The 20,958-nt window shown below is 40.2% G+C and carries 17 protein-coding genes; 1 reads left to right on the plus strand and 16 read right to left on the minus strand.

Annotated features, from left to right (window positions below):
• Positions 1–14 precede the first annotated feature (14 nt).
• The 16 genes from AN944_RS07725 to AN944_RS07800 all read right to left on the minus strand — a co-directional run bounded on the left by AN944_RS07725 (position 15) and on the right by AN944_RS07800 (position 17,601).
• Positions 15–641, minus strand: a complete 627-nt coding sequence (locus tag AN944_RS07725) for an FMN-binding negative transcriptional regulator (protein WP_055024019.1) — start codon at positions 639–641, stop codon at positions 15–17.
• A gap of 40 nt (positions 642–681) precedes the next feature.
• Positions 682–1,113 (minus strand): NUDIX hydrolase, encoded by a 432-nt coding sequence (locus AN944_RS07730; protein WP_055024020.1) that lies wholly within the window; start codon positions 1,111–1,113, stop codon positions 682–684.
• Positions 1,114–1,212: 99 nt separating this feature from the next.
• Positions 1,213–2,592, minus strand: coding sequence for a Na+/H+ antiporter NhaC family protein (locus tag AN944_RS07735; RefSeq protein WP_055024021.1), 1,380 nt, complete (start codon positions 2,590–2,592; stop codon positions 1,213–1,215).
• A gap of 236 nt (positions 2,593–2,828) precedes the next feature.
• Positions 2,829–3,659: a hypothetical protein gene (locus tag AN944_RS07740; RefSeq protein ID WP_055024022.1), complete on the minus strand. Its 831-nt coding sequence runs from the start codon at positions 3,657–3,659 to the stop codon at positions 2,829–2,831.
• Positions 3,660–3,861: 202 nt separating this feature from the next.
• Positions 3,862–4,593, minus strand: a complete 732-nt coding sequence (locus AN944_RS07745) for a FadR/GntR family transcriptional regulator (RefSeq protein ID WP_055024023.1) — start codon at positions 4,591–4,593, stop codon at positions 3,862–3,864.
• Positions 4,594–4,668: 75 nt separating this feature from the next.
• Positions 4,669–5,406: a FadR/GntR family transcriptional regulator gene (locus AN944_RS07750; RefSeq protein WP_055024024.1), complete on the minus strand. Its 738-nt coding sequence runs from the start codon at positions 5,404–5,406 to the stop codon at positions 4,669–4,671.
• A gap of 226 nt (positions 5,407–5,632) precedes the next feature.
• Entirely contained in the window at positions 5,633–6,271 is a 639-nt protein-coding gene (locus AN944_RS07755; protein WP_235530870.1) for a 2-dehydro-3-deoxy-6-phosphogalactonate aldolase, read from the minus strand.
• On the minus strand, positions 6,271–7,305 hold the full coding sequence (locus tag AN944_RS07760; RefSeq protein WP_055024026.1) for a 2-dehydro-3-deoxygalactonokinase: 1,035 nt from the start codon (positions 7,303–7,305) through the stop codon (positions 6,271–6,273). Before AN944_RS07760 ends, AN944_RS07755 begins: the two co-directional genes overlap by 1 nt.
• Before the next feature lie 21 nt (positions 7,306–7,326).
• Positions 7,327–8,487, minus strand: a complete 1,161-nt coding sequence (locus AN944_RS07765; RefSeq protein WP_055024027.1) for a mandelate racemase/muconate lactonizing enzyme family protein — start codon at positions 8,485–8,487, stop codon at positions 7,327–7,329.
• Between the two features lie 22 nt (positions 8,488–8,509).
• Positions 8,510–9,934 carry an aldehyde dehydrogenase family protein gene (locus tag AN944_RS07770; RefSeq protein ID WP_055024028.1) on the minus strand — a complete coding sequence of 475 codons (1,425 nt, stop codon included), beginning with the start codon at positions 9,932–9,934 and terminating at the stop codon, positions 8,510–8,512.
• A 258-nt stretch (positions 9,935–10,192) separates the two neighbouring features.
• Positions 10,193–11,308, minus strand: a complete 1,116-nt coding sequence (locus tag AN944_RS07775; protein ID WP_055024029.1) for a hypothetical protein — start codon at positions 11,306–11,308, stop codon at positions 10,193–10,195.
• Positions 11,309–11,317: 9 nt separating this feature from the next.
• Complete coding sequence (locus AN944_RS07780; RefSeq protein WP_055024030.1) at positions 11,318–12,097, minus strand: SDR family NAD(P)-dependent oxidoreductase; 780 nt, start codon at positions 12,095–12,097, stop codon at positions 11,318–11,320.
• A gap of 82 nt (positions 12,098–12,179) precedes the next feature.
• On the minus strand, positions 12,180–13,769 hold the full coding sequence (locus AN944_RS07785) for an MFS transporter (protein WP_235530871.1): 1,590 nt from the start codon (positions 13,767–13,769) through the stop codon (positions 12,180–12,182).
• Positions 13,770–14,059: 290 nt separating this feature from the next.
• On the minus strand, positions 14,060–14,926 hold the full coding sequence (locus tag AN944_RS07790; protein WP_055024031.1) for an SMP-30/gluconolactonase/LRE family protein: 867 nt from the start codon (positions 14,924–14,926) through the stop codon (positions 14,060–14,062).
• A 58-nt stretch (positions 14,927–14,984) separates the two neighbouring features.
• The gene (locus tag AN944_RS07795; RefSeq protein WP_055024032.1) at positions 14,985–16,148 is read right to left on the minus strand and encodes a mandelate racemase/muconate lactonizing enzyme family protein; all 1,164 of its coding nucleotides are present in this window, start codon (positions 16,146–16,148) and stop codon (positions 14,985–14,987) included.
• 34 nt (positions 16,149–16,182) lie between these two features.
• Entirely contained in the window at positions 16,183–17,601 is a 1,419-nt protein-coding gene (locus tag AN944_RS07800; RefSeq protein WP_055024033.1) for a sulfatase-like hydrolase/transferase, read from the minus strand.
• Positions 17,602–18,369: 768 nt separating this feature from the next.
• On the opposite strand from AN944_RS07800, the gene AN944_RS07805 reads away from it, so the two are divergent.
• Positions 18,370–20,916, plus strand: coding sequence for a TonB-dependent receptor (locus tag AN944_RS07805; protein WP_055024034.1), 2,547 nt, complete (start codon positions 18,370–18,372; stop codon positions 20,914–20,916).
• Positions 20,917–20,958 lie beyond the last annotated feature (42 nt).

The raw sequence follows: 20,958 nt of genomic DNA on the forward strand, positions 1-20,958 counted from the left end.
TTTAAATGGGCCGCTTACTCATGTTGTTGGTAGTGCAGTTTGGTATATGCCAGTAACGCCTGATCGTCTAATCGACTTGATTCGCTTAGTCCAGCAAGCACTCCCTTTTGATCGGCCAGAGAACGATGCTGGCCTAATTTATTTTTGCCTTCAATTGAATCGATTTTTACTTTAAAGCCCACTATCGCTTTGGCTAGCTTCAATTTATAGTCAGGCGGTATAAAACCATCATGACCATGGGTTTCACTACTCAGTAAACTGGGTTCATATTTCGCAATAGTGTCGTTAAGTATAGACAAGGTTGTTTCATCGTCTGTCAATGTGACAGTCCCTTTTACATGTACAGCCGCATAATTCCATGTGGGTACAGCGGGACTGCTCTCATACCATGTTGGCGAGATATAGCCATGTGGGCCTGAAAAAACAGTTAAAACTGACTGCCCATCGGCTATCTTCCAGTGCTGATTAGCTCGAGCCATATGGCCATAGAGTGTGCCCAATTCACCTTCATCTAGTTTAAGTAATAAGGGTAAATGGGACGCAGTTAGATCCGCAGTTGTGATGACAGCAAAACCATAATCAGCAACAAACTTATGGAGGGATGTTAAATCATTAATTCTTAGATTTTTTGGAATATACAAAACAAATCCTTGTTTTAGTTGATGTCATTTTAAGTATTCATCAATAATCTATTTCGGCTAGATATCGTTTAAGTCGCTGCTGTAAAGAGTTAATAGCTTGTGGGTGATTCAGGTAATCTTCAATATCCATCAGCCTCCAATACTGGCCTTCATTTCCGAACCTAATCTTATCAAGCTGTTCATTATCAATATGAGCTACAAAAAAATAAGCGTTACCATTACCAGTTTGATTAATGTCGATTTGTTTATATACCAAACACGCTTTAGTTAAAACAAGTGAAAACTCTTCATTCAATTCACGAAGCACACACTCTTCAGCTGTTTCGTTCCCCTCACGCCCACCACCTGGAAAGTCCCAACAATTGGGATAAGGAATGGTTGCAAGGTTATCTCTTAAATACACAACCAACTGACGGCCTGAAATTAACGCCATTTTACAACCCGTAAACTTTTCAGTGTTCTTGTCATTCATTAGGCTGAACTCCAGATAATAAAAAACCAGTGACAAGCACTGGTTTTAACATCATTAGCCACAACAGATAAGTCGCGTCGACTTCATGTGGTCACATTATTACGCTATCACAATAAAACCTATCACGGTGATGCTTGCCGCAATCAAAGTGTATGGCAACTGAGTGATGGCATGGCTGACTAAGTTACACCCTGCACCTTGCGCTGCTAACACTGTAGAATCACTGTAAAAGCAAGCTTGACTCCCAAAGGATGATGCAGAAAGTAATGCACCGATCACTAACGGAATGTCCGCGCCTACTGCTTGAGCAAGCGGCATAACAATGGGAATCGATACGGCAAAAATCCCCCAGCTTGACCCCGTAGCAAAGGCTAATAATGCCATTGCAACAAACACGACTGCAGGTAAAAACTGTGCTGTCATGTAGGGACTTAAGCTCTCAATTACATATTGAGGTAACAGCAACTTATCGCATACATCTTTAAAAATAAATGCTGCTATCACTGTCCCAATTGCGGGTAACATGCTTTTAAAGCCATCAATCATTTGCTCCATCATTTCAGCAAAAGGCATTAAACGCTGCACAGCATAATAAGGGATCGTAATTGTCATGGTCGCTAACAAACCAAGCCACACATCAATCTCAAAATATACGGTAAAACCAACAAGCATCATAATCGGCACAAGGAAATTATGTAATTTTCCTTGATGATCAGCCGTTTTAAATTCATCTTCCATCGCCTTAACGGCATAGTCATTACTGGTTTGAATATCAGCTGACTCATCAACCGGTATCCCAATACCTTGCTTTGCTTTTAACTCAGCCTTTTTCATCGGACCAATAAGCGGCATCACCCCTAAAATGACTAAAGGAACCATAATCACAGCAACCCATGCATAAAGCATATATGGAATGGCTTGCATATAAACTGAGATTGCTTGCCCAGGTTCTGCTATACCGTTATCAACAAGTAAGCCGCCAAAAAACACAGCCCACGTCGATAAAGGGACGAGAACACAAATAGGTGCGGCTGTGGAATCGACAACATACGCCAACATTTCACGAGAAATACGAAATTTATCCGTCACTCGCTTCATGGTTTCACCCACAGTTAATGCATTAAGATAGTCATCAATAAAAATGGCAACACCTAAAACAAATGTCATCATTAATGATGATTTAGGGCCTTTAGCTACCTTCAGTGCATTTTTTCCAAATGCGAATGCCCCGCCCGTTCGAACGAGTAAAGCGATTAGCGCACCAAACGTGCCACATACTAAGATTAACCAACCAATGGTTTCATCAGCCATGACACTTAACGATATTTCCGAAAAATTATTTAATGCTTCAACAGGATCAAGCATTAACAAACCCACAACAGCACCTATTACTAACGCTAAAATAGGTCTTCTTAATACAATTGCTAATATCAAAACAACCACTGGCGGGATCAAACTGATCGCTGATGGCTCTGTCATGATTTTTTTCCTTGTTGGTAATGTAAGTCAAAAATGGAGATGCAAAATAATGTCGTTATGTCACTGAGTCAACATAATTTATACAATAATAGAAAATAAAATAAGAATTTTTGACAGAGAAATCAAATTAGATTCATTCAAGTAAACACCTCGACTGAAATGACGACATAAAAAAACTGAGTTATGGTAAAACCGACGAATAACTCAGTTTGTTTTAATAAATTCCCGCCATATCCTTAGCCAGTAAAATTCACTGAAAATTGGCCTATCCCTTGGTAATTAATGTTAACAGGGCTATTCATCGCTACTTTTACAACACCACAATAGGAACCTGTAATAATAACTTGCCCAGCTCTCAATGAAATTCCTCTTGCTGTTAAGTGATTAACAAGCCAATAAAGTGGGTTCTGAGGTAACTCACATGGATGAACACCTGCAAAGACTTGCTCAGTTTTTTCTTGGCTAATATTAATGTCAATTTTTGCAGCTTTATAAGCAATAGGTTTGTCAATAACTGGGCCTAAATACAAGCCTTGATTACTTAAGCCATCGGCTAAGCGTTCAAAATGATTGGCATCGTAGTCTTTAGAAAATCGTGGTTCAATTAATTCTAATGCTAAGCGTGTTTCCCCTACTGCATCATCGATTTCAGCATTACTGTATGTTTGACCTGCAGATAAATCATTTGCTAATACAAATGCAATTTCAGGTTCGATTAGGGCATAACCTTTTATTGATTTTATTGAACAATCTTGCTGCTCTGTGGCTAATTGGCATAATAATGGCGCAACGATCACATTCCCGTTTTGTTGTGGAATTAAGCATTTCCACCCAATGTGCTCACTGGAGGTTTGAGCCATCATGATTTGTTGAATAACAAACGCATCATCAAGTGTCTTAGGCGCATTGTTTCGTAAATCAGAAACAGGTATAGCTTGTTGTCGCTGCTTTAATAAATGCGTTGCGGCATCTAATTGAGATTGACTGTATTCTTGGTTGTCCGCGTTCATGTGCAAATCTTGATGTTCTTGCACATCGCCCTGCTTTGTTTGATTAAACTCGCTCACAATAATTCCTTTAATAACATCAATTGATTTTTAACTGATTGAGCAACACGTTGCCTTGATTTTTTATTAAACAAATTTAAACATATGATGTTTCTATAAACAATGTAAATATATTCACTAAGTTTTTAGTCAGCACAAAAAAAGCCCAACTATTGTTGGGCTTATGTTTTACAACTTAACAATGATTGCTAGTAAGAGAAACTTATTTCATTAACTGCGTCAGTCGTGCTTTAGCATCACTTAATAGTGTTTCAGTTAACGATTGCGCTAACTTACCATTACGGTCTTTAATGGCATCAAAGACTTCTTGGTGAAATGGAATAGAGCTTTTATTTTCTGCATCATTTTGGTTGGTGACTCGAATACTGACCAAAAGTGATGAAAAAATCACACACTCCATAGAAATAAATAATTCATTATGAGATGCACGTAGAATTGCACCATGATAGTGGGCATCGGCAACAACGAAGCGATCAACATCATTGGTTGAAGAAGCCATCTCTTCAAGGGCTGCGGCTATTGCTTGAATATCTTCATCGGTCGCATTCATGGCCGCTAGCGATGCAGCTTTGGGCTCAAATGCGAGTCGAAACTCCATCAACTGAGTTAGGAACTCTGGATTCAGTGGTGCTGAAAGGTGCCAAGCCAGTACGTCATCGTCAAGTAAAGCCCAATGATTTCTCGCTTTAACTTTCGTACCAATACCACGGCGAACATCTAATAAGCCTTTACCTACTAGAATTTTAACGGCATCACGCACTACAACACGGCTAACTTTGAAGCGCTCAGCTAGCTTGTTTTCGTCATCAATTAACGTCCCAGGAGTATAGGTGCCGGCAACAATTCTACGACCCAGTTCTTTCGCCACTTGAACAGGTAAACTCGGTGACATCGAATTTGTTCGTCTTAAATCGTAGTATGTTAATTCACTCATGTAATTATATTGTCCATAAAAATAACTACATACTATTTATCTGATTTTAGGACAATAGACAACCGCCAGAGACGATTAATTGCTGTTTTGAGTCAAAGAAAGTCGAATACTGGCATCATTCAGCAATTTTTCAGTGAGCTTTTCTGCTTTATCACCATCTTTAGCAGCAATAGCTTCATAAACTTCTCGATGAAAAGGCACCGACGCCCCATTTTCACGAGGATCTTTATTCGTGACTTTAATACTCACTAATAACGCAGAGTAAATCACTCCTTCCATTGACGCTAAAAAGCCATTGTTAGCGGCTTTCATCACTGACTTATGAAACAGTGAATCGGCAATGATAAAATCTTCTGCGGTATTATTAGCTTGAGCCATTCTCTCAACAGCTGATTCGATGTCGGCTAAATCTTCTGCAGTAGCACGCTCAGAAGCCCACCTAGCCGCTTTTGGCTCAAAAGCCAATCGCACATCCATCAATTGTTTTAAAAAGCTAAGATTTGGTGGCGCAGATAAATGCCATGCAAGAATATCGTCATCCAGCATATTCCATTTATCTCTAGATTGAACACGAGTACCAATTCCACGTCGAACTTCTAACAGTCCTTTACTTACGAGGATTTTAACTGCGTCACGAACAACAACTCGGCTAACTTGATAACGGGCAGCTAATGCATTTTCATCATCAATTAGACTATGGGCTTCAAAAGCGCCTGACACAATTCTGCGTCCAAGCTCTTTCGCGACTTGCACCGATAGACTTGGAGACATTCCTTGGGTGCATTTTAAATCGTAATATATTAATTCACTCATAAGTCCTATAGAAACATAGTATGTTTGCAGTGTCAATTGAAAACAATCAACACCTTAGTCTTTATTCTATATTTTTAGCCATTTGTTATAGGTCATAAAAATTAATAGCGGTTAAGTAGCATAAAAAACTAAAAAAAATGCAGCCTTACGGCTGCTAAAGATACAGAAGTGAAATAGGAAACTAACAAGGTAATATAAAAAGGTAATGAATTTAGCAATTTATCACTTAATGGATGTTAACAGCGGCTTGATACCCCTCAACATAAGACAATGCATTTTGCTTCGTTTGCGCAACTGACATGCCTGCTTTGTATAACCCGCTACCTAAACCAAAACCACTGGCTCCAGCATCTAAAAACGCTTTCATTGTACTTGGGGATACGCCACCTACTGGTAAAATCGGCATCTCTTTCGGTAGCACAACTGACATCGCTTTTAATCCTTTAGGACCAACTGTATCAGCAGGAAATAACTTTAATGAATCTGCACCTGCATTAATTGCGGCGTAAGCTTCAGTCGGATTTAAGAAACCTGGAACGCTATATAAAGACAGCTTTTTACTGTATTGAATAATGTCGATATCTGCATGAGGCGATATAATAATTCTCCCCCCCGCCTCTTTGACTAAATCAACCTGCTCCTTTGATACTACCGTCCCTGCACCTATTACAACGGAATCACCATACTTTTCACTCAAGCGTTTGATGCTTTCATAAGGATTAGGAGAATTCAGTGGCACTTCAATTACACGATATCCTGCTGCTACAAGTACATCAGCTATAGCGATCACTTCTTCAGGAGTCACGCCACGTAAAATTGCCACTAAAGGTAATTCTTTTAATGCATCTGTTAATGAAATAGTCATTATCCTTTGTCCTTTGATGTTACAAGTTTTGCTTGTTTTGCGATATTTAACATGCCAACGGCAGACGCTTTCGAACTACTAACCGTCGTTGATAAATACCCCAATTCTTTTAATGCTTCGCTGTATAAATAATTAAGTTGTGAACCACCAATAAGATAAACATGTTCAAGATTAGGCGATGATGTCAGTACTGCATTGAGTTCTGCCCCAATGAGTACACCAGAAATATAACTTGTGACATCTGATTCAGCTAAGCGCTGTTCTAACCTTAATGTTCTGGCGCTAAATAAATGATGTAATAATCCACCTTCACGTTGACTGGTATGAACGCCTTGCAAGAAGCTCGCAATATCAAAAGCCATTTCGTTATTGGTGTTGGCTAGACCTTTACCTAAAATGCTATGTTCGACAATCAGGTTATAAACCTCACCAGTCATATGCGTAGATAAATCATCAATTAATGCGTCACCCGCATCACTTTTTGCCATTCTGATCCACTTTGAGTGTGTACCAGGTAAACAAAACACGAGTTTTTCAAGTTGTGCGTTATTTAATAAGCCTAACTCTTGCTCCAATAAAGCCACTGCGCCAAATGCCTGTACTTCTTCACCGCGCATGACATCGGGTTGTAAATTACTCGTTTGGCACTTTACTCCTGGCACAATGTGAATATTAAGTTGCGCTTGATTATTCACTTTATGTAACTGTTCAGCCGCTTGCATGGCATCCGCTGGACAGCTGATATAACCTGCATCACTCCAGCCTTGCGCACTGCCAACCATTCCGGCCATCAGTATTGGCAAGCGTTTTTTGGTATTTGAACTGTTTTCATTTTTGCCTTGATCATTTATCCAAGGACTTATCTGTTGTAATAAGGTTGATTCGAATTGCTCTTTGTCTAAATTAAGCATGCCTTTTGCTGCGCTTACTTCAGATAATATTTGACCCCATTGATCCAATAAGAAGGATCTAAAGTTACTACTTCCCCAGTCAACCGCGATTAGCACAGGTTGAGACGATGATTTTTCTATCATGAGAATGTTCTCGATATGCTATTAAGAGACTTCGTAATGCTTAATAAAGTCAGGATCTGGCTCGACTCCGATCCCTGGACCTTGAGGTAAAGCAACACTTCCTTGATTTTCTTTAACTTGTTTAAGAATGTTTAATGGCTCTTTTAACAAGTCTTCACGAAATCTATTTGGCGTTGTGTCATATTCGAGCATAGGTTGAACTGGATGGGCTGCACCAGGTAAATCGGGTAATGCAGCCAAAAGGTGTAAGTTTGTGCCTACCGCAATGGCAGAGCCCCAAACATGGTTAATCACTGGAATAAAATGTGCGTGCGCCATTGCGAGCACTTTTTGATACTCAGTAATGCCACCGAGTGCACAGACTTCTGGCTGTAATAAGTCTACGCAGCGATTTTCAATGAGATCTCTAAAGCCCCAACGAGTAAACTCAGCTTCGCCACCAGCAATAGTCATATCTAAGGCTTCACATAAATCGCGATACCCTTGTTTATCTTCTGGTGCGACAGGTTCTTCAAACCAATAAACGCCGAGGTTTTGTAACTCACGTCCTAGTGGAATCGCTTCTCTTGCGGTGTAAGCATGATTAGCATCAACCATTAAACGCATGTCATCGCCAATGCCTTTTCGTACCGCTTCGACTAATTTAATATCGCGCTCAGGGCTTAATCCAATTTTCATCTTGGTTGCGTTAAAGCCCATCGCTTTTATTCTTGCACTTTCATCAGTAAATCGAGCTTCCAGATCATCGTAGCGCTGTAACATCATCCCATAACCATAAGCAGGGATACGTTCTCTAAACGCACCGCCAAGTAGCTTATAAACAGGTTGATTGTGGAATTTTCCTGCAATGTCCCACAAGGCAATATCGACACCTGATAAGGATTGGATTGGCATCCCTTTCTGACCATGATCTCGCATCAAGTTATAGACTTTGTGCCAAATCACTTCTCTGTCTAATGGATCCATCCCCAAGATCATTGGTTGGATAACTTTCTCGACTATGGTTTTGTTTGCAAAAGCGATCCCGCCGCCACCAAAACATTCACCCCAACCTGTAATCCCAGCATCCGTTATAACTTCAACAAGGTGGGTTGTTCTTTGGGCGTAATATTGCTGTGAGTAACCTAATTCTTCTTCAAGATCGTATTGCAGTACGTGACTTTTTATTTCAATAATTTTCATGAGTAACTATCCTAGATACTGATTAAAGAGCACGTGAAATACGTTTGTAGCTAAGGTAATCGTCGAGCGCTAGCAACGAACAATCTACCCCAACTCCTGACTGCTTGATCCCAAAATGTGGCAGATTAATCGCATATTTAATGCCGTTAACTTGCACTTCGGCAAACCTCAGTTCACTCGAAAAATGGGCAATTCTGCTTTCATCTTGGGTGAAAATATATGAGGTTAAGCCCGCATCAGTATCATTAGCATCAGCTAGCACAGCCTCATCGTTTGAGAAGGTTGAAATACAAATAACGGGACCGAAGATTTCTTCCTGATATATCGCCATCTCTGGTGTGACACCCGTTAAAATGGTCGGACTATAGTAGTAGCCAGTCTCTAATCCTTTTGGCTTTCCGCCACCTGTAAGTAGTGTTGCACCTTGTTTGATTGCATCCTTAACGAGATTATCAATACGAATCCAAGAAGCCTCATCCATTAAAGGTCCCATATCGATGTCTGCATTTTTATCGAAGCCGACCTTAACGTTGCTTGCTTTAGTCAGTAACATGTCGATAAATTGTGCAGCGATCGTTTCATCCACAAATACACGGTTTGGTGTTACACAAATTTGACCCGCATTACTGAATTTAACACCACTTATGACATCAGCAGCAGTATTTAAATCTGCATCTGCAAACACAATAGCGGGCGCATTACCACCTAGTTCCATTGAATATCGTTTGATCGATGTCGCACCGGTTCCAATGACATGTTTACCTACATTCGTTGAACCGATTAATGTTAAAAGTGCTGGAATAGTGGATGACGAAATAGCATCACCGACTTTATGATCAGGACCCGATATGATGTTAACAACACCAGCAGGCAAACCAATTTGAGCGCAAAGTTCACCTACTGCATAAGCTGATAATGGCGTTTTTACCGATGGTTTAATGACAATGGGACAGCCTGCAGCCATCGCAGGACCTATTTTGTAAGCCAAATTAAGTAAAGGAAAGTTCCAAGCTAAAAAAGCGGCAGCGACCCCTAACGGTTCACGTCTTAACTCATGTGAATGGGTGCCCTCTTTGTCTTCGAGCGGCTCTTGCTCCATGGTTAACATCGCATCAGCATAAAACTCTAAACTATCGACTAACATTTGGAAATCATCTTTCGTTGATGACCAAGGCTTTGCCATTTCTAGCTGAATACAATCTCGTAAATGCTGCTCATTTTCTACTACCGCATCACGGAGTTTAAACATCCAATCAGTACGCTCTTTAATCGATGTTTTCGACCAAATCGGAAATGCATTTTGTGCTGCCACTAATGCTTGCTCAGCATGTGGAATATCTGCAGCGGCGATACTGCCTACAGGTCGCAATGTTGCTGGATTAACAACATCTGTCGTTACATTGCTTGTAACAAGCTCGCCACCGATATAAAGTTTTTTATAAAGCATTAGTACAGCTCCATTTGTATCATTCTAAAACATTACTCGTTGTTAACTGCTTGCCTAGTTAGCGCAAAGCTAAGTCACCTATTAATAGGTCTCATCACAAGTAAAAATTCACAACCACATAACATGATAACTATTTAAACATATGATGTTTAAAATAACAATCCTATCGGCAGAGATTCTCTTAAAATTGTTAAAAAATTGTTTTACCCTCGACATGGGTTTTAAAGCAAGATTGGTTAATAGCGTAAATTCAGACAGTTATTCAATAAAACAGCTAACACTCCAGCTGTGCTTGCCGCTCGCAGGAACCTGCGCATATTCATTTTTAGTCATGGCCTGTTGCAGTGAGTCATGCCCGCCTATACAGGGCTCCAGCCCAACAACATAGGCTGGCGCTAATGCACTTCCTGACCATCCTTGATAATTGAGCCAAAGACCAACATGACTCACTTCATCTGAATAATACGAAAAGCCACAGCGCTGCGCACCGTTCTCACGAGTCAGTGCAACTGTGATCAAGTTATTTTGAGCATTGTTATTCATGGGCTTACTAAAGAGCTTTGATGCAAAATGGCTTTGTTTGTCCATCACGTAAGATAAACAACAATATTGAGAATATCGCTGATTATCGCAGGACTGACTCGCGAAGGGCTGATTTAAAGACTGAGCAACTGCTTTAAAGGTATGGTTTTCAATTAGGCTATCGATGTTGGAAGGAGCGTAAGTGTATGGCCAATGAATTACAGACTCTGAATGATTAAAAAACCGATTAAAGCCATTATCTGTATAAAATTGTTTTATGTTGTCACTAAGTTGTATTTGCATGCCAGGTTGCGCAGCAAATATTGGATGCATTGACCACATATAAGGCAGTGGATTGAGACCAAGATTGACCAGTTGATAGTGAATAACAAATTCATGACTGTCTTTATGTAAAGTAATACTACGAGTAAATTGATATGGCAGCTGCCTACCTTGGCAACATAAAGACAATGTCACAAAGTTATCAGTTTCGATGATTTTAGTTATCTTCCAATGTAAGCACCATAGTTCACCGTGATCTGGCAGCGCTAAATCCTTATAACCTTCTGCTGAGTAAATCTCTTGCTTAATACTTGGAAAACATTCATCCCAACCTCCCGTATCGAATCCATTAATAAAGGAGTCGCCATATTCTGGCACTGACATCTTGGAATAAGGTGACTGCTGCAGCCATTCATATTGATTCGTTAACGACTTTAACGAGATAATCTTAGCCCCTAATTCAGGTACAATGCTCATAGATACACGTGCATTAGCTAAGGTAATCACTTCAACATTGGTTTCTTGCCTGCCTGATAAAGCCTTTACGAAAGAACGAGTCAGCGTCAACATCAATGATAATTAATCGTGATAAATAACAGAACGTCCACCGTCAACAACTAAGCTTTGGCCAGTCATAAAACTTGAATCGTCTGAGGCTAAAAATAATGCAGGCTTGGCAATTTCAGCTGTTGTGCCATTACGTTTCAATGGATGTACATCGCCCATTGCTTTACGTGAGCCTTGTGGGTCATCGGTATTATCCCATGACTTGAATGCCATAGGCGTCTCAATCATACCTGGACATAACGCATTTACGCGGATATTAAACTGGGCAAACTCAACCGCCATATTTCTTGTTAACCCGATAACGGCATGCTTTGTCACTGCGTAAGGAAAGTAACCCGGTACAATTTTAAAAGAATGAACCGAGCCCACATTGACTATGCTACCTCGTTGATGCTTTTTCATGTATGGGTACACGGCTTTACTGCAAAACCACATTCCATCCACGTTAACTGAAAAACTTTTTTTCCACGCATCTACGCCCACAGCATCTATATCATTGCCTGGACTTATTAATGCAGCATTATTGATGAGTATGCTTGGCTCACCTAACTCTGCGACTGTATGAGCAACCATGGCATTGACTAATGTTTCATCTGAGATATCCACGGCAAAAAAAGTGGCATCAAATCCTTGAGCAACAAGTTGACTTGCCACTTGCATACCTAGTGCTTCGTTCCTATCAGCAATACACACTTTAGCACCTTGCAGGCAAAACTCTTGTGCAATAGCAGCTCCAATACCATCTGCGCCGCCTGTAACAATCGCAACTTCACCTAATAAACGTTCAGACATAGTTATCTCTATTATTGTTTTGTGTTATTGATATTTCTTGTATGAGCCAGTTTTAGGATTAATGCAGCTCATTTCTTTGCCACTATTTTGCTGTGACCAAGTCACGTTCAATCGCTTCAATCGTTTTACCTTTTGTTTCTGGCAAGATTAACCACATTACAATGCAGCCAACAAATGCCACGCCACCATAATACAAAAACGTATTGGCAGCGCCCATATTTTCTAATTGCCAAGGGAAAAACTGCTGAATACTCCAACTTGATATACTTTGCACTAATGCTGCGAAAGGTAAAGCGACACTCCGTACTCGACTGGAGAAAATTTCTGAAAATATGACCCACATGATTGGGCCAATTGACATATTAAAAGCAGCGAGAAATGCAAATAAACCGAACAACACAAAAGCTGGATTAATATTAATTGATGCGTTAATCACAGCGCCACTCACTAACGGCAACTCTTTTTTGGTATATACACTCGCTAAGTCAGCTTTGAGTTCAACGTCAGTTTGGTAGTGTTTACCTAATAATAGTAACAATTTATCGGCATCAACTTGCTGCTCTGCAACCTTTTCAATCACAGGTTGGTTAATCACGTAGCTTGCATTATCAAAACCGTACCAAATAGAGACATGGGCTAAGGTAATTAACAACAAGCCAATCACGGTCAGCGCTTTTCGACCCAGTTTTTCAACGGTAAAAATAGCCACTAAGGTAAACAACACCGACACACTACCTAATACGATGGTCTGCAAAAAGGTGTTTTCAACACTCATGCCTATTTGTTCAAATACGGTAGGTGCATAAAATAGCACCGCATTCATACCCGTTGCCCCTTGAACCACCGCATAACACACGGCTATTAACACTAAAAACCGCATTGGCTTACTGAATAATAATTTAAGTTGCTGCATCACTGACTGGCTACTGTCTTGCTTAACAGTTTGTTTAATCTCAGCCATCAAAGGGGCAACTTCACCCTGCTCAGTAATTCTTTCAAAGACTGTTTGGGCTTCTTGATCACGTTGTTTACTGATTAACCACCGAGGAGACTCAGGGATGGTCAATAATAGTGAGAACCATATGATGTTAGGAATAATTTCGAAACCTAACATTAATCGCCAAATATTTTCATCTGTTAATGATTCAATGTTTCCAATTGATTTTACAAGGAAGTAATTAATAATAAATGCACAGAGGCTGCCTAAGGTAATTAATAACTGATTGACCGACACAAACTGACCACGCTGTTTAGCTGGCGCTATTTCGCCGATATACATTGCGGACACTGTGATGGAGGCAAAAGCAACCCCACCGATAAATCGGCCTACCACCAACATTTCATAACTTACTGCAAATGCTGATATAACTGTTGATAGTGAATACGTAAGCGAAATCCCAATCAGCACCTTTTTACGCCCAAAACGTTGACATAAACTGCCTGTAAAAAATAACGCTAGAATAACCCCAACAATCGCACAGCCCACAACATTGCCCGTTTGCAGACTGGTCAACTCAAATTGAGAACTCACATAACGAAGTGCGCCAGAAATGTTTGCAGCATCAAGTCCAAATACAAATCCACCGAAAGCGGCAATCATCGAAAATTTAATGGCTTGAATATGTTTATTCGTTTTTGTTATTGCGTTGTCTGCGGTTGATGTCTCTATCACGGTGAAATCCCCAGTTTTTTGCAGTCAGTTAACCTTGCTTATGTCTGGTAAATTCACTTGAGTTTCATCAAGGTACAATTTACTGATAAGAGGGTTTAGTTATAATTTATTAACAAGATTTAAACATATGATGTTTCAATAGGCAATATGTTTATGGGTATGTTAATAAAATTATTCCTGAGCTTAGAAAGCCCGGATTTACTCAGAGATGAAGAAATTTATCCAGGATGAGAATGACGAGATAAAAAAACGGAGTCAGTGACTCCGTTCAATGATAAAACAACAATAATCTAGGCAATGATCACAGCTGGCTCATATATGCCCTTGATCTGCTCAGAGACTAACAGTGTTGTGCCATGTTCATGCGGTAATACAGGCTCTTGTTCAAGCCCACATTGCGCTGTCGTCGTATAAAGTTGATGGGCATTAGCGCCTCCGAAACCAGGACAAGTTGGCCGCAGAGTCCCAACATCAATGCGTGATAACTCTTCACCTGATGGCGAAATACACACCACACAAGCGCCATCCCATAGTGCTATCCACACATTGCCACTTGCATCAACAACAGCCCCGTCGGGTGAAAATTTTGTTGAAGAAAAATCTGCAAATAACGTCGGCTTAACGCCCGCTAGCGGTGCACCATTTTCAGGGTCTAGTTCAAGACAAAACATTTTCTGCGACTGTGAATCTGCGTAATATGCCCGGCAACGAGACTTATCAAAGCACATCCCATTAGGAATAGTCAGTTCTGAAATATATTGAGTCAGCTCACCTTGATAGTAACGATAAAAACTGCCTTTATTGAGGGTTGCCTCGTTATCCATGGTGCCGATCCAAAAGCCGCCCCAAGGATCTGCTCTTCCATCATTACTGCGATTCGTTGTTAATGTATGTTCTACATTAATAATTAACACTGTTTTTTGAGTTAATAAGTGAAATTGATATAAGCCTGTTTCTGTCGCAATTAATAAATGGGCTTCATCAATCCAGCCAATGGCCGTGGCCATTTCGGCTAACTGATATTCCACAGTTTGTGTAGCACTCTTACCTCTGATTAATTTATTGGGAAAATCAACCCAATAAAGCGTTTGCGTAAGTGGATGCCACAACGGGCTTTCACCAACATAGTTAATTCTTGCATCAAAAAGCTTACTCATAACATCCCTTGTAGTACATGCTGTTATTTTGCTGCATTCAATCATGTCCCTAGTCAAACTACCAATTAGTATGTGAGCCATCACGTTTACTTAAATGCGGCGCTTCAACTTCAATCGGCGTCGCTTTTCTAAACGCGGCTTCATTCACTTCGACACCTAAGCCGGGTAATTCAGGTACCGTAAATTGAGGGCCAGATAAAGTATGCTGCACAGGAAATAGTGCTTTATCATGGGCTCCAAATGGACTGAATGGCCCTTGATGGGTTTCCATTAAACTAAAGTTAGGTAAAGCTGCTGCAAAATGATTGGTTGCGGCAGTACAAACTGGCCCTAGGGGGTTATGAGGCATGACATCAATATAATGCGCTTCTGCCCAGCCTGAAACCTTCATCGCCTCAGTGAGACCACCAATATTACACACATCCACACGTAAATATTGCGTCAAACCTTGCTCAATATAAGGCTTGGCAGCCCATTTAGAGCTAAACTCTTCGCCGATAGCAAATGGAATGTTTGTCATGGTTCTTAACGTTTTGTACGCATCAGGTGATTCGTGACGAATAGGCTCTTCAATAAAATCTAAGGTGTCTGGCGCTAATCGCTGACAAAATGAGGCGGTTTCAGCCACGCTCAACCTATGATGATAATCAATACCTAAGGTAATATCTGGCCCCAGTATTTTGCGTAAGTCATTTAAACAGCGAGCTGTGCGAGTGATAGACTCTTGTGGTTCAAAGTAAACTGGATCATCAAAACGACTCGGTATCACTCGAATGGTCGTCCAACCTAACTCAACTAAGGCCAAGGCCTCTTTGGCAAGTTCGTCAAGTTTATCGGGATCAGCCTCTGTGTAACAGCAAGCAAAACAAGGAATAGTGTCACGCTGTTTGCCACCGAGTAATTGATATACAGGTACATTTAACTTTTTACCCAGTATGTCATACAAGGCGATATCAATTGCAGAGATGGCAGCGGTGACAACACGGCCACCTTCGAAGTAATGGCTGCGGTATAATTCTTGCCAAATACGGCCAATTTGTCGTGCGTCCTTACCTTTAAGGAAAGACGCAAAGTGTTTAACAGCTCCCATCACTGCATATTCACGATTGGATAAACCTGATTCGCCCCACCCAACAATGCCGCATTCAGTCACGACTTTAACAAGTAACTGATTTCTTGCGCCAACGCAGCCCAACAAGGCTTCTACTGATTCAATTTTCATTTGTATTCACCGGCTTATTATTTTGTTTTTATACTTATTGAGTTGCAGGCTCACGATATTTATCCATTCTGTCTAAATCGTATTTTTCAAACTTACGCTTTAATAACCATCTTGGGCGTTCAAGCGTTAACTCCCAATCGAATAATGACTTAAACATTGCTCTCACACGCTCTGGGTGTTTCGCTGCTAGATCGTGTTGCTCGCCTGTGTCAGATGCTAGATTGTATAACTCTGCAGGTCTATCTGGATAACGAATAAGTTTCCAGTCTTCGTCACGGATAACGGCTCTGGTTTCCTTTTTCCAGTACATGACTGGATGTGGTCGTGAAGTATTTTCACCATTAATGTACGGAACTAAATCCACACCATCTGTATCAGTAACAGTATCTAAACCACCCGCCGCAGCGACAAAAGTAGGCAGTAAGTCGATTGTGCTTACAGGATAAGTATAACGCTGATTTTCTTTAATTTTCGCAGGCCAACTCATAATAAATGGCACACGGATACCGCCTTCTAAGTGATTTGATTTTGTGCCAGCTAAAGGGGCATTGTTTGATGCATTCTTATCTGATGGCCCACCATTATCATTCGTGAAAACAACAATAGTGTTATCAGTTAAATTCAATGCATCTAGTTTGTCCATGACGACACCTGTTGCACGATCCATTGCTAATGTCATAGCAGCGAGTTCTTGATGTTTTCCTGTTAAATGAGGAAATTGCTTTAAATCTTCAGGCTTTGACTCAAGTGGAGTGTGCACAGCATTAAATGCTAGGTAAATAAAGAAAGGATCAGATTGGTTTCTTTCGATGAAGTCAGCCGCGGCATCACCCAAAATATCAGTTAAGTAACCTTCTCGTTCTTCAAAGTTACCCATGCCCTTTTCAAGTTGTTTATCGTACATAATGTCATTGATATCACTATGTGTAGTGTCAGGGTAAGGAAAATAACTGCGGTCGCCACCTCTGAAACCTAAAAACTCATCAAAACCACGATTTAATGGATGAAATCTATCTGCACTACCAAGATGCCATTTACCAAACACAGCGGTTTTATAACCTTGCTTTTTAAGATAATCAGCCATGGTTAATTGATCTAGTGGTAACCCCATTTCAGCACCATCTAAAGCCGAGTTATCACTCATAAAGCCAGGCACGTTAATTTCTTCATAACCAAATCGTTGTTGATACTTACCTGTCATAAGCCCAGCTCTTGAAGGGCCGCAAGTTGCATCGCTGACATAACCTTGCTCAAAAATAACCCCTTGCTGCGCAATATCATCCAAATGTGGCGTTTGCATAACCTTACTGCCCTGAAATCCAAAGTCTCCATAACCAGCATCATCAGCAAAGATTAAAATGATATTAGGTTGTTCAGTGACTTCTTCGGCAAAGGTATTAAAAGACAAGGTACTCGATAACAATACCAGACTGCCTATTATTGATGCTTTCATTTAGAAAATACTCCATTTCATATACACGATGATTTACAACTTCATGCTGACAGTCGTGACTTACAAGCTAAGGTCTTTACGCCATAAACACTAATAAGGACTAATTACATGCCCAGCGACTATATAAAACGTGCTTAGACAACATGACATTAATACCGACATCACTGTTAAAGAATTGGCGACCTCATATACTCAGCCAAGCCGCAACATATTGTTAACCTACCTTAAATCAACACTAAAACATAGCAATTTAATAAACATATGATGTTTGAATTTATAAACAATGTTTTCGAGGTTAGCCAACAACTAGCAATATTTAACAGCAGCAAATCGATTTCGCATGATAATGAAAAGTAACGTTAATCATTGAGGTTACTGTAAAAAGACATCAACAACCTGTCCTAAATTCTATCTCTTTTATTGATAAACCATCCTTTTTGAAATCTTTGCTTTTGGTTCTTATCACCACAATAAATTGATTTTTTTATTTACAAAAATACCACAAGCAAGGACAATTTCACCAATAAATAACAGAAAATCAATGCGATAGACCGTGAAAATAACAAAAGTTTAACATGTTGCACATTTAAACATCATATGTTTAAATACTTCATATGAACTGTATTGCCTGTTTTTTATACATATACCAACAAGCAGGTTTTAATACATCGTGAACAGTTAGTCGTCGTTTACTCGGTTCATTTTGTATGGGGGGGGAAGTCACATTCCCGCAATGAGACATAAATAATAAATACACGGAGTAAGAAAATGCCGAAATATAGTAAATTGCACAAAGCAATATTGCTGGCTGGTTGTTCTTTTGCAGCCACATCAAGCAATCTATATGCGCAGGATGGAACGGATAATGCTGAACAGGCCGCTTCAACAAAAGATATTGAAGTCATCATGGTCAGCGCGCAAAAGCGTGAGCAAGCATTAAAAGATGTTCCTGTTTCTATTGAAGTACTCGATGGCGACTTAGTTCAAGAATTAGGCGTACAAAATGGCTTTGATCTTGTTAAATACCTTCCAGGTTTTGGTATTGATGAAAGCAGTGAAATCCGAACAACTACACTAAAATCACGTGGTATTGGAACATTCACTAACTCTATTGGTTTGCAATCATCAAATTTAGTAGTAATTGATGGTGAAGTTTTACCTCGACAGTCAATGCTTAACCTCGCGGTCGCTGATGTCGAACGTGTTGAAGCTTTACGTGGTCCACAAGGTACCCTATTCGGCCAAAATACCTCCACGGGTATGCTGCATTATGTCACCAAAAAACCTAACTTAAATGCTGTTGGCGGCAATATCCGAACTGAAGTCACTCAAGATAACGGTATTGATGTTAGTGGTGTAGTAAATGTACCGATCGGTGATAATTGGGCATTCAGAATGAATGCACAATGGAGTGAAGTTGATGGTTGGATCGACAATACCATGCCAGGTCATGAAGACTACAAAATCGGTGAACAAGATAAATCAGGACTTCGTGGCCAACTGTTATATGACGACGGCGAAGACTTTAATATTTTATTCCGTGCAGAATATGCTGAAACAGATACCAACTGTTGTTCTATGACTCAAATTGGACCTGTAAACCCAGATTACGGGCCAAGACCTATTATTAACGTGAAAGATGACGGTACTATCGAAGGGACAACCTACAACCGTATTAATTCATCTAAATCATTTGATGATGTTGGAAAACCAGTTACTGCACGTAACCCAGAAGCGAACTATGGTTCTACTGAAAATTTAGGTTTTTCTATCGCAGCTGACTATTATCTGAATGACGATCTTACCTTATCGTATAACGGTAGCTACCGTGATTTTGACTTATATAATAGCTCTGGATTCTTCACTCTAAACTTCCCATTAGAGCGCTCAGCCTTTGGTGGTAATGAATCTGTCGATGTGAGCCAACACGAAATACGCTTAAGCTCTTTTGATAATGAAAAGTTTGATTGGATTGTCGGTTTGTTCTACCACAATACTGAAGGTCAACGTTCTGAAAACCGTGATGGCTGTATTGCAGGTAACTTCGGTTTTATTAACGGTGGAGAGTTATCTGGTTGTTATGACCGTCAATCTACCCGTAACTTCTTAAGTATGTATGAAGGCCAAGTATTCGATGAAAGCATGATGGCTGACTTGACCCCAGGGCGTTTATTATCTGGTGGTAACTTCACAACGAATTTCGAAAACTACGCAATTTTTGGTCAATTTGAATATCAGATTACTGACCAGCTTGATGCAACTTTTGGTTTCCGAGCATTACATGAAAACGGTGAAGCAACATTTGAGCGTACAGACTTGTTCACTCCTGCTGATGGTATCGGAATGGATACATACGCCGATGTATTAGCCATGTCGCAAACTGACCCATCATTAATTAAACGTCAAACTGAAAAAACAACGTTTTCTGATTCAGATGATGCCTTTATCTATAAAGCAGTTATCGGTTACGACTTTACTCGCTCTATCCGAGGTTACGTCAACTATTCGACTGGTTACAAAGGTGCATCTTACTTTGTAACAACGAATACGAATCCAGCTGATGCCGATCAATTCCCAACTAAACCCGAACAATCTACTAACTTTGAAGTTGGTTTACGTTCAGGCTTCTTCGATAATGATGTGTTATTTAACATCACCTACTTTGATATGACTGTTGAAGACTATCAAGTTCGTGCAACACGTGTTATTGACGAAGAAAACGGCGTTGTGTTTGCAGGTTATGTTAATGCGAATGAAGCACGCTCTACTGGTTTTGAAGCCGATGCAATTGTCGATATCACCGAAGATCTTCGTTGGACAGCAAGTTACGCTATCTTTGATGCACGTTATGAAGACTTTTCTGATACGCCAATCAACTGTCCTGCTGGTGACGGTGGAGAGTTAGCAGATCGTTGTACTACTGATCCAGTAACAGGTTTACAACGCTTCGATCAAACCGGTCTTTCATTCCCGAATAATGCCGAGCAGCAATTGTTCAGTACGCTTAAATACTCTACCGAGTTCGGTAATACTGGTTGGAACGGTAGCTTACAAGCTAACTGGCGTTATAACGGTGCACATACTCAATCAATTAATGAATTAGCACTAAACCAAAGTGCTAACCCATCATCAAGTATTTGGGATCTGTACTTTAACTTTGGCCAAGATAATTTACGTTTCAGTTTATACGTGAAAAACTTATTTGACCAAGCTTACACTACACGTCAAAACACCAACCAAGAAGGTTACGGTCAAGGGTTCTACCCACGTGATTGGAATCGCTTTTACGGTGGCAGTGTTCAGTATATTTTCTAAGTTGACACTGATTTAACTGAAGTCACATTTGCTATATAGCTA

The organism is Shewanella sp. P1-14-1 (genome assembly GCF_001401775.1).
Classification (GTDB): Bacteria; Pseudomonadota; Gammaproteobacteria; order Enterobacterales; family Shewanellaceae; genus Shewanella; species Shewanella japonica.

Excerpts from the sequence above, each read along its gene's own strand:
- AN944_RS07730 (WP_055024020.1), bottom strand. The coding sequence starts at position 1,113 with ATGAATGACAAGAACACTGAAAAGTTTACGGGTTGTAAAATGGCGTTA.
- AN944_RS07735 (WP_055024021.1), bottom strand. The coding sequence starts at position 2,592 with ATGACAGAGCCATCAGCGATCAGTTTGATCCCGCCAGTGGTTGTTTTG.
- AN944_RS07745 (WP_055024023.1), bottom strand. The coding sequence starts at position 4,593 with ATGAGTGAATTAACATACTACGATTTAAGACGAACAAATTCGATGTCA.
- AN944_RS07750 (WP_055024024.1), bottom strand. The coding sequence starts at position 5,406 with ATGAGTGAATTAATATATTACGATTTAAAATGCACCCAAGGAATGTCT.
- AN944_RS07755 (WP_235530870.1), bottom strand. The coding sequence starts at position 6,271 with ATGACTATTTCATTAACAGATGCATTAAAAGAATTACCTTTAGTGGCA.
- AN944_RS07760 (WP_055024026.1), bottom strand. The coding sequence starts at position 7,305 with ATGATAGAAAAATCATCGTCTCAACCTGTGCTAATCGCGGTTGACTGG.
- AN944_RS07765 (WP_055024027.1), bottom strand. The coding sequence starts at position 8,487 with ATGAAAATTATTGAAATAAAAAGTCACGTACTGCAATACGATCTTGAA.
- AN944_RS07770 (WP_055024028.1), bottom strand. The coding sequence starts at position 9,934 with ATGCTTTATAAAAAACTTTATATCGGTGGCGAGCTTGTTACAAGCAAT.
- AN944_RS07775 (WP_055024029.1), bottom strand. The coding sequence starts at position 11,308 with ATGTTGACGCTGACTCGTTCTTTCGTAAAGGCTTTATCAGGCAGGCAA.
- AN944_RS07780 (WP_055024030.1), bottom strand. The coding sequence starts at position 12,097 with ATGTCTGAACGTTTATTAGGTGAAGTTGCGATTGTTACAGGCGGCGCA.
- AN944_RS07790 (WP_055024031.1), bottom strand. The coding sequence starts at position 14,926 with ATGAGTAAGCTTTTTGATGCAAGAATTAACTATGTTGGTGAAAGCCCG.
- AN944_RS07795 (WP_055024032.1), bottom strand. The coding sequence starts at position 16,148 with ATGAAAATTGAATCAGTAGAAGCCTTGTTGGGCTGCGTTGGCGCAAGA.
- AN944_RS07800 (WP_055024033.1), bottom strand. The coding sequence starts at position 17,601 with ATGAAAGCATCAATAATAGGCAGTCTGGTATTGTTATCGAGTACCTTG.
- AN944_RS07805 (WP_055024034.1), top strand. The coding sequence starts at position 18,370 with ATGCCGAAATATAGTAAATTGCACAAAGCAATATTGCTGGCTGGTTGT.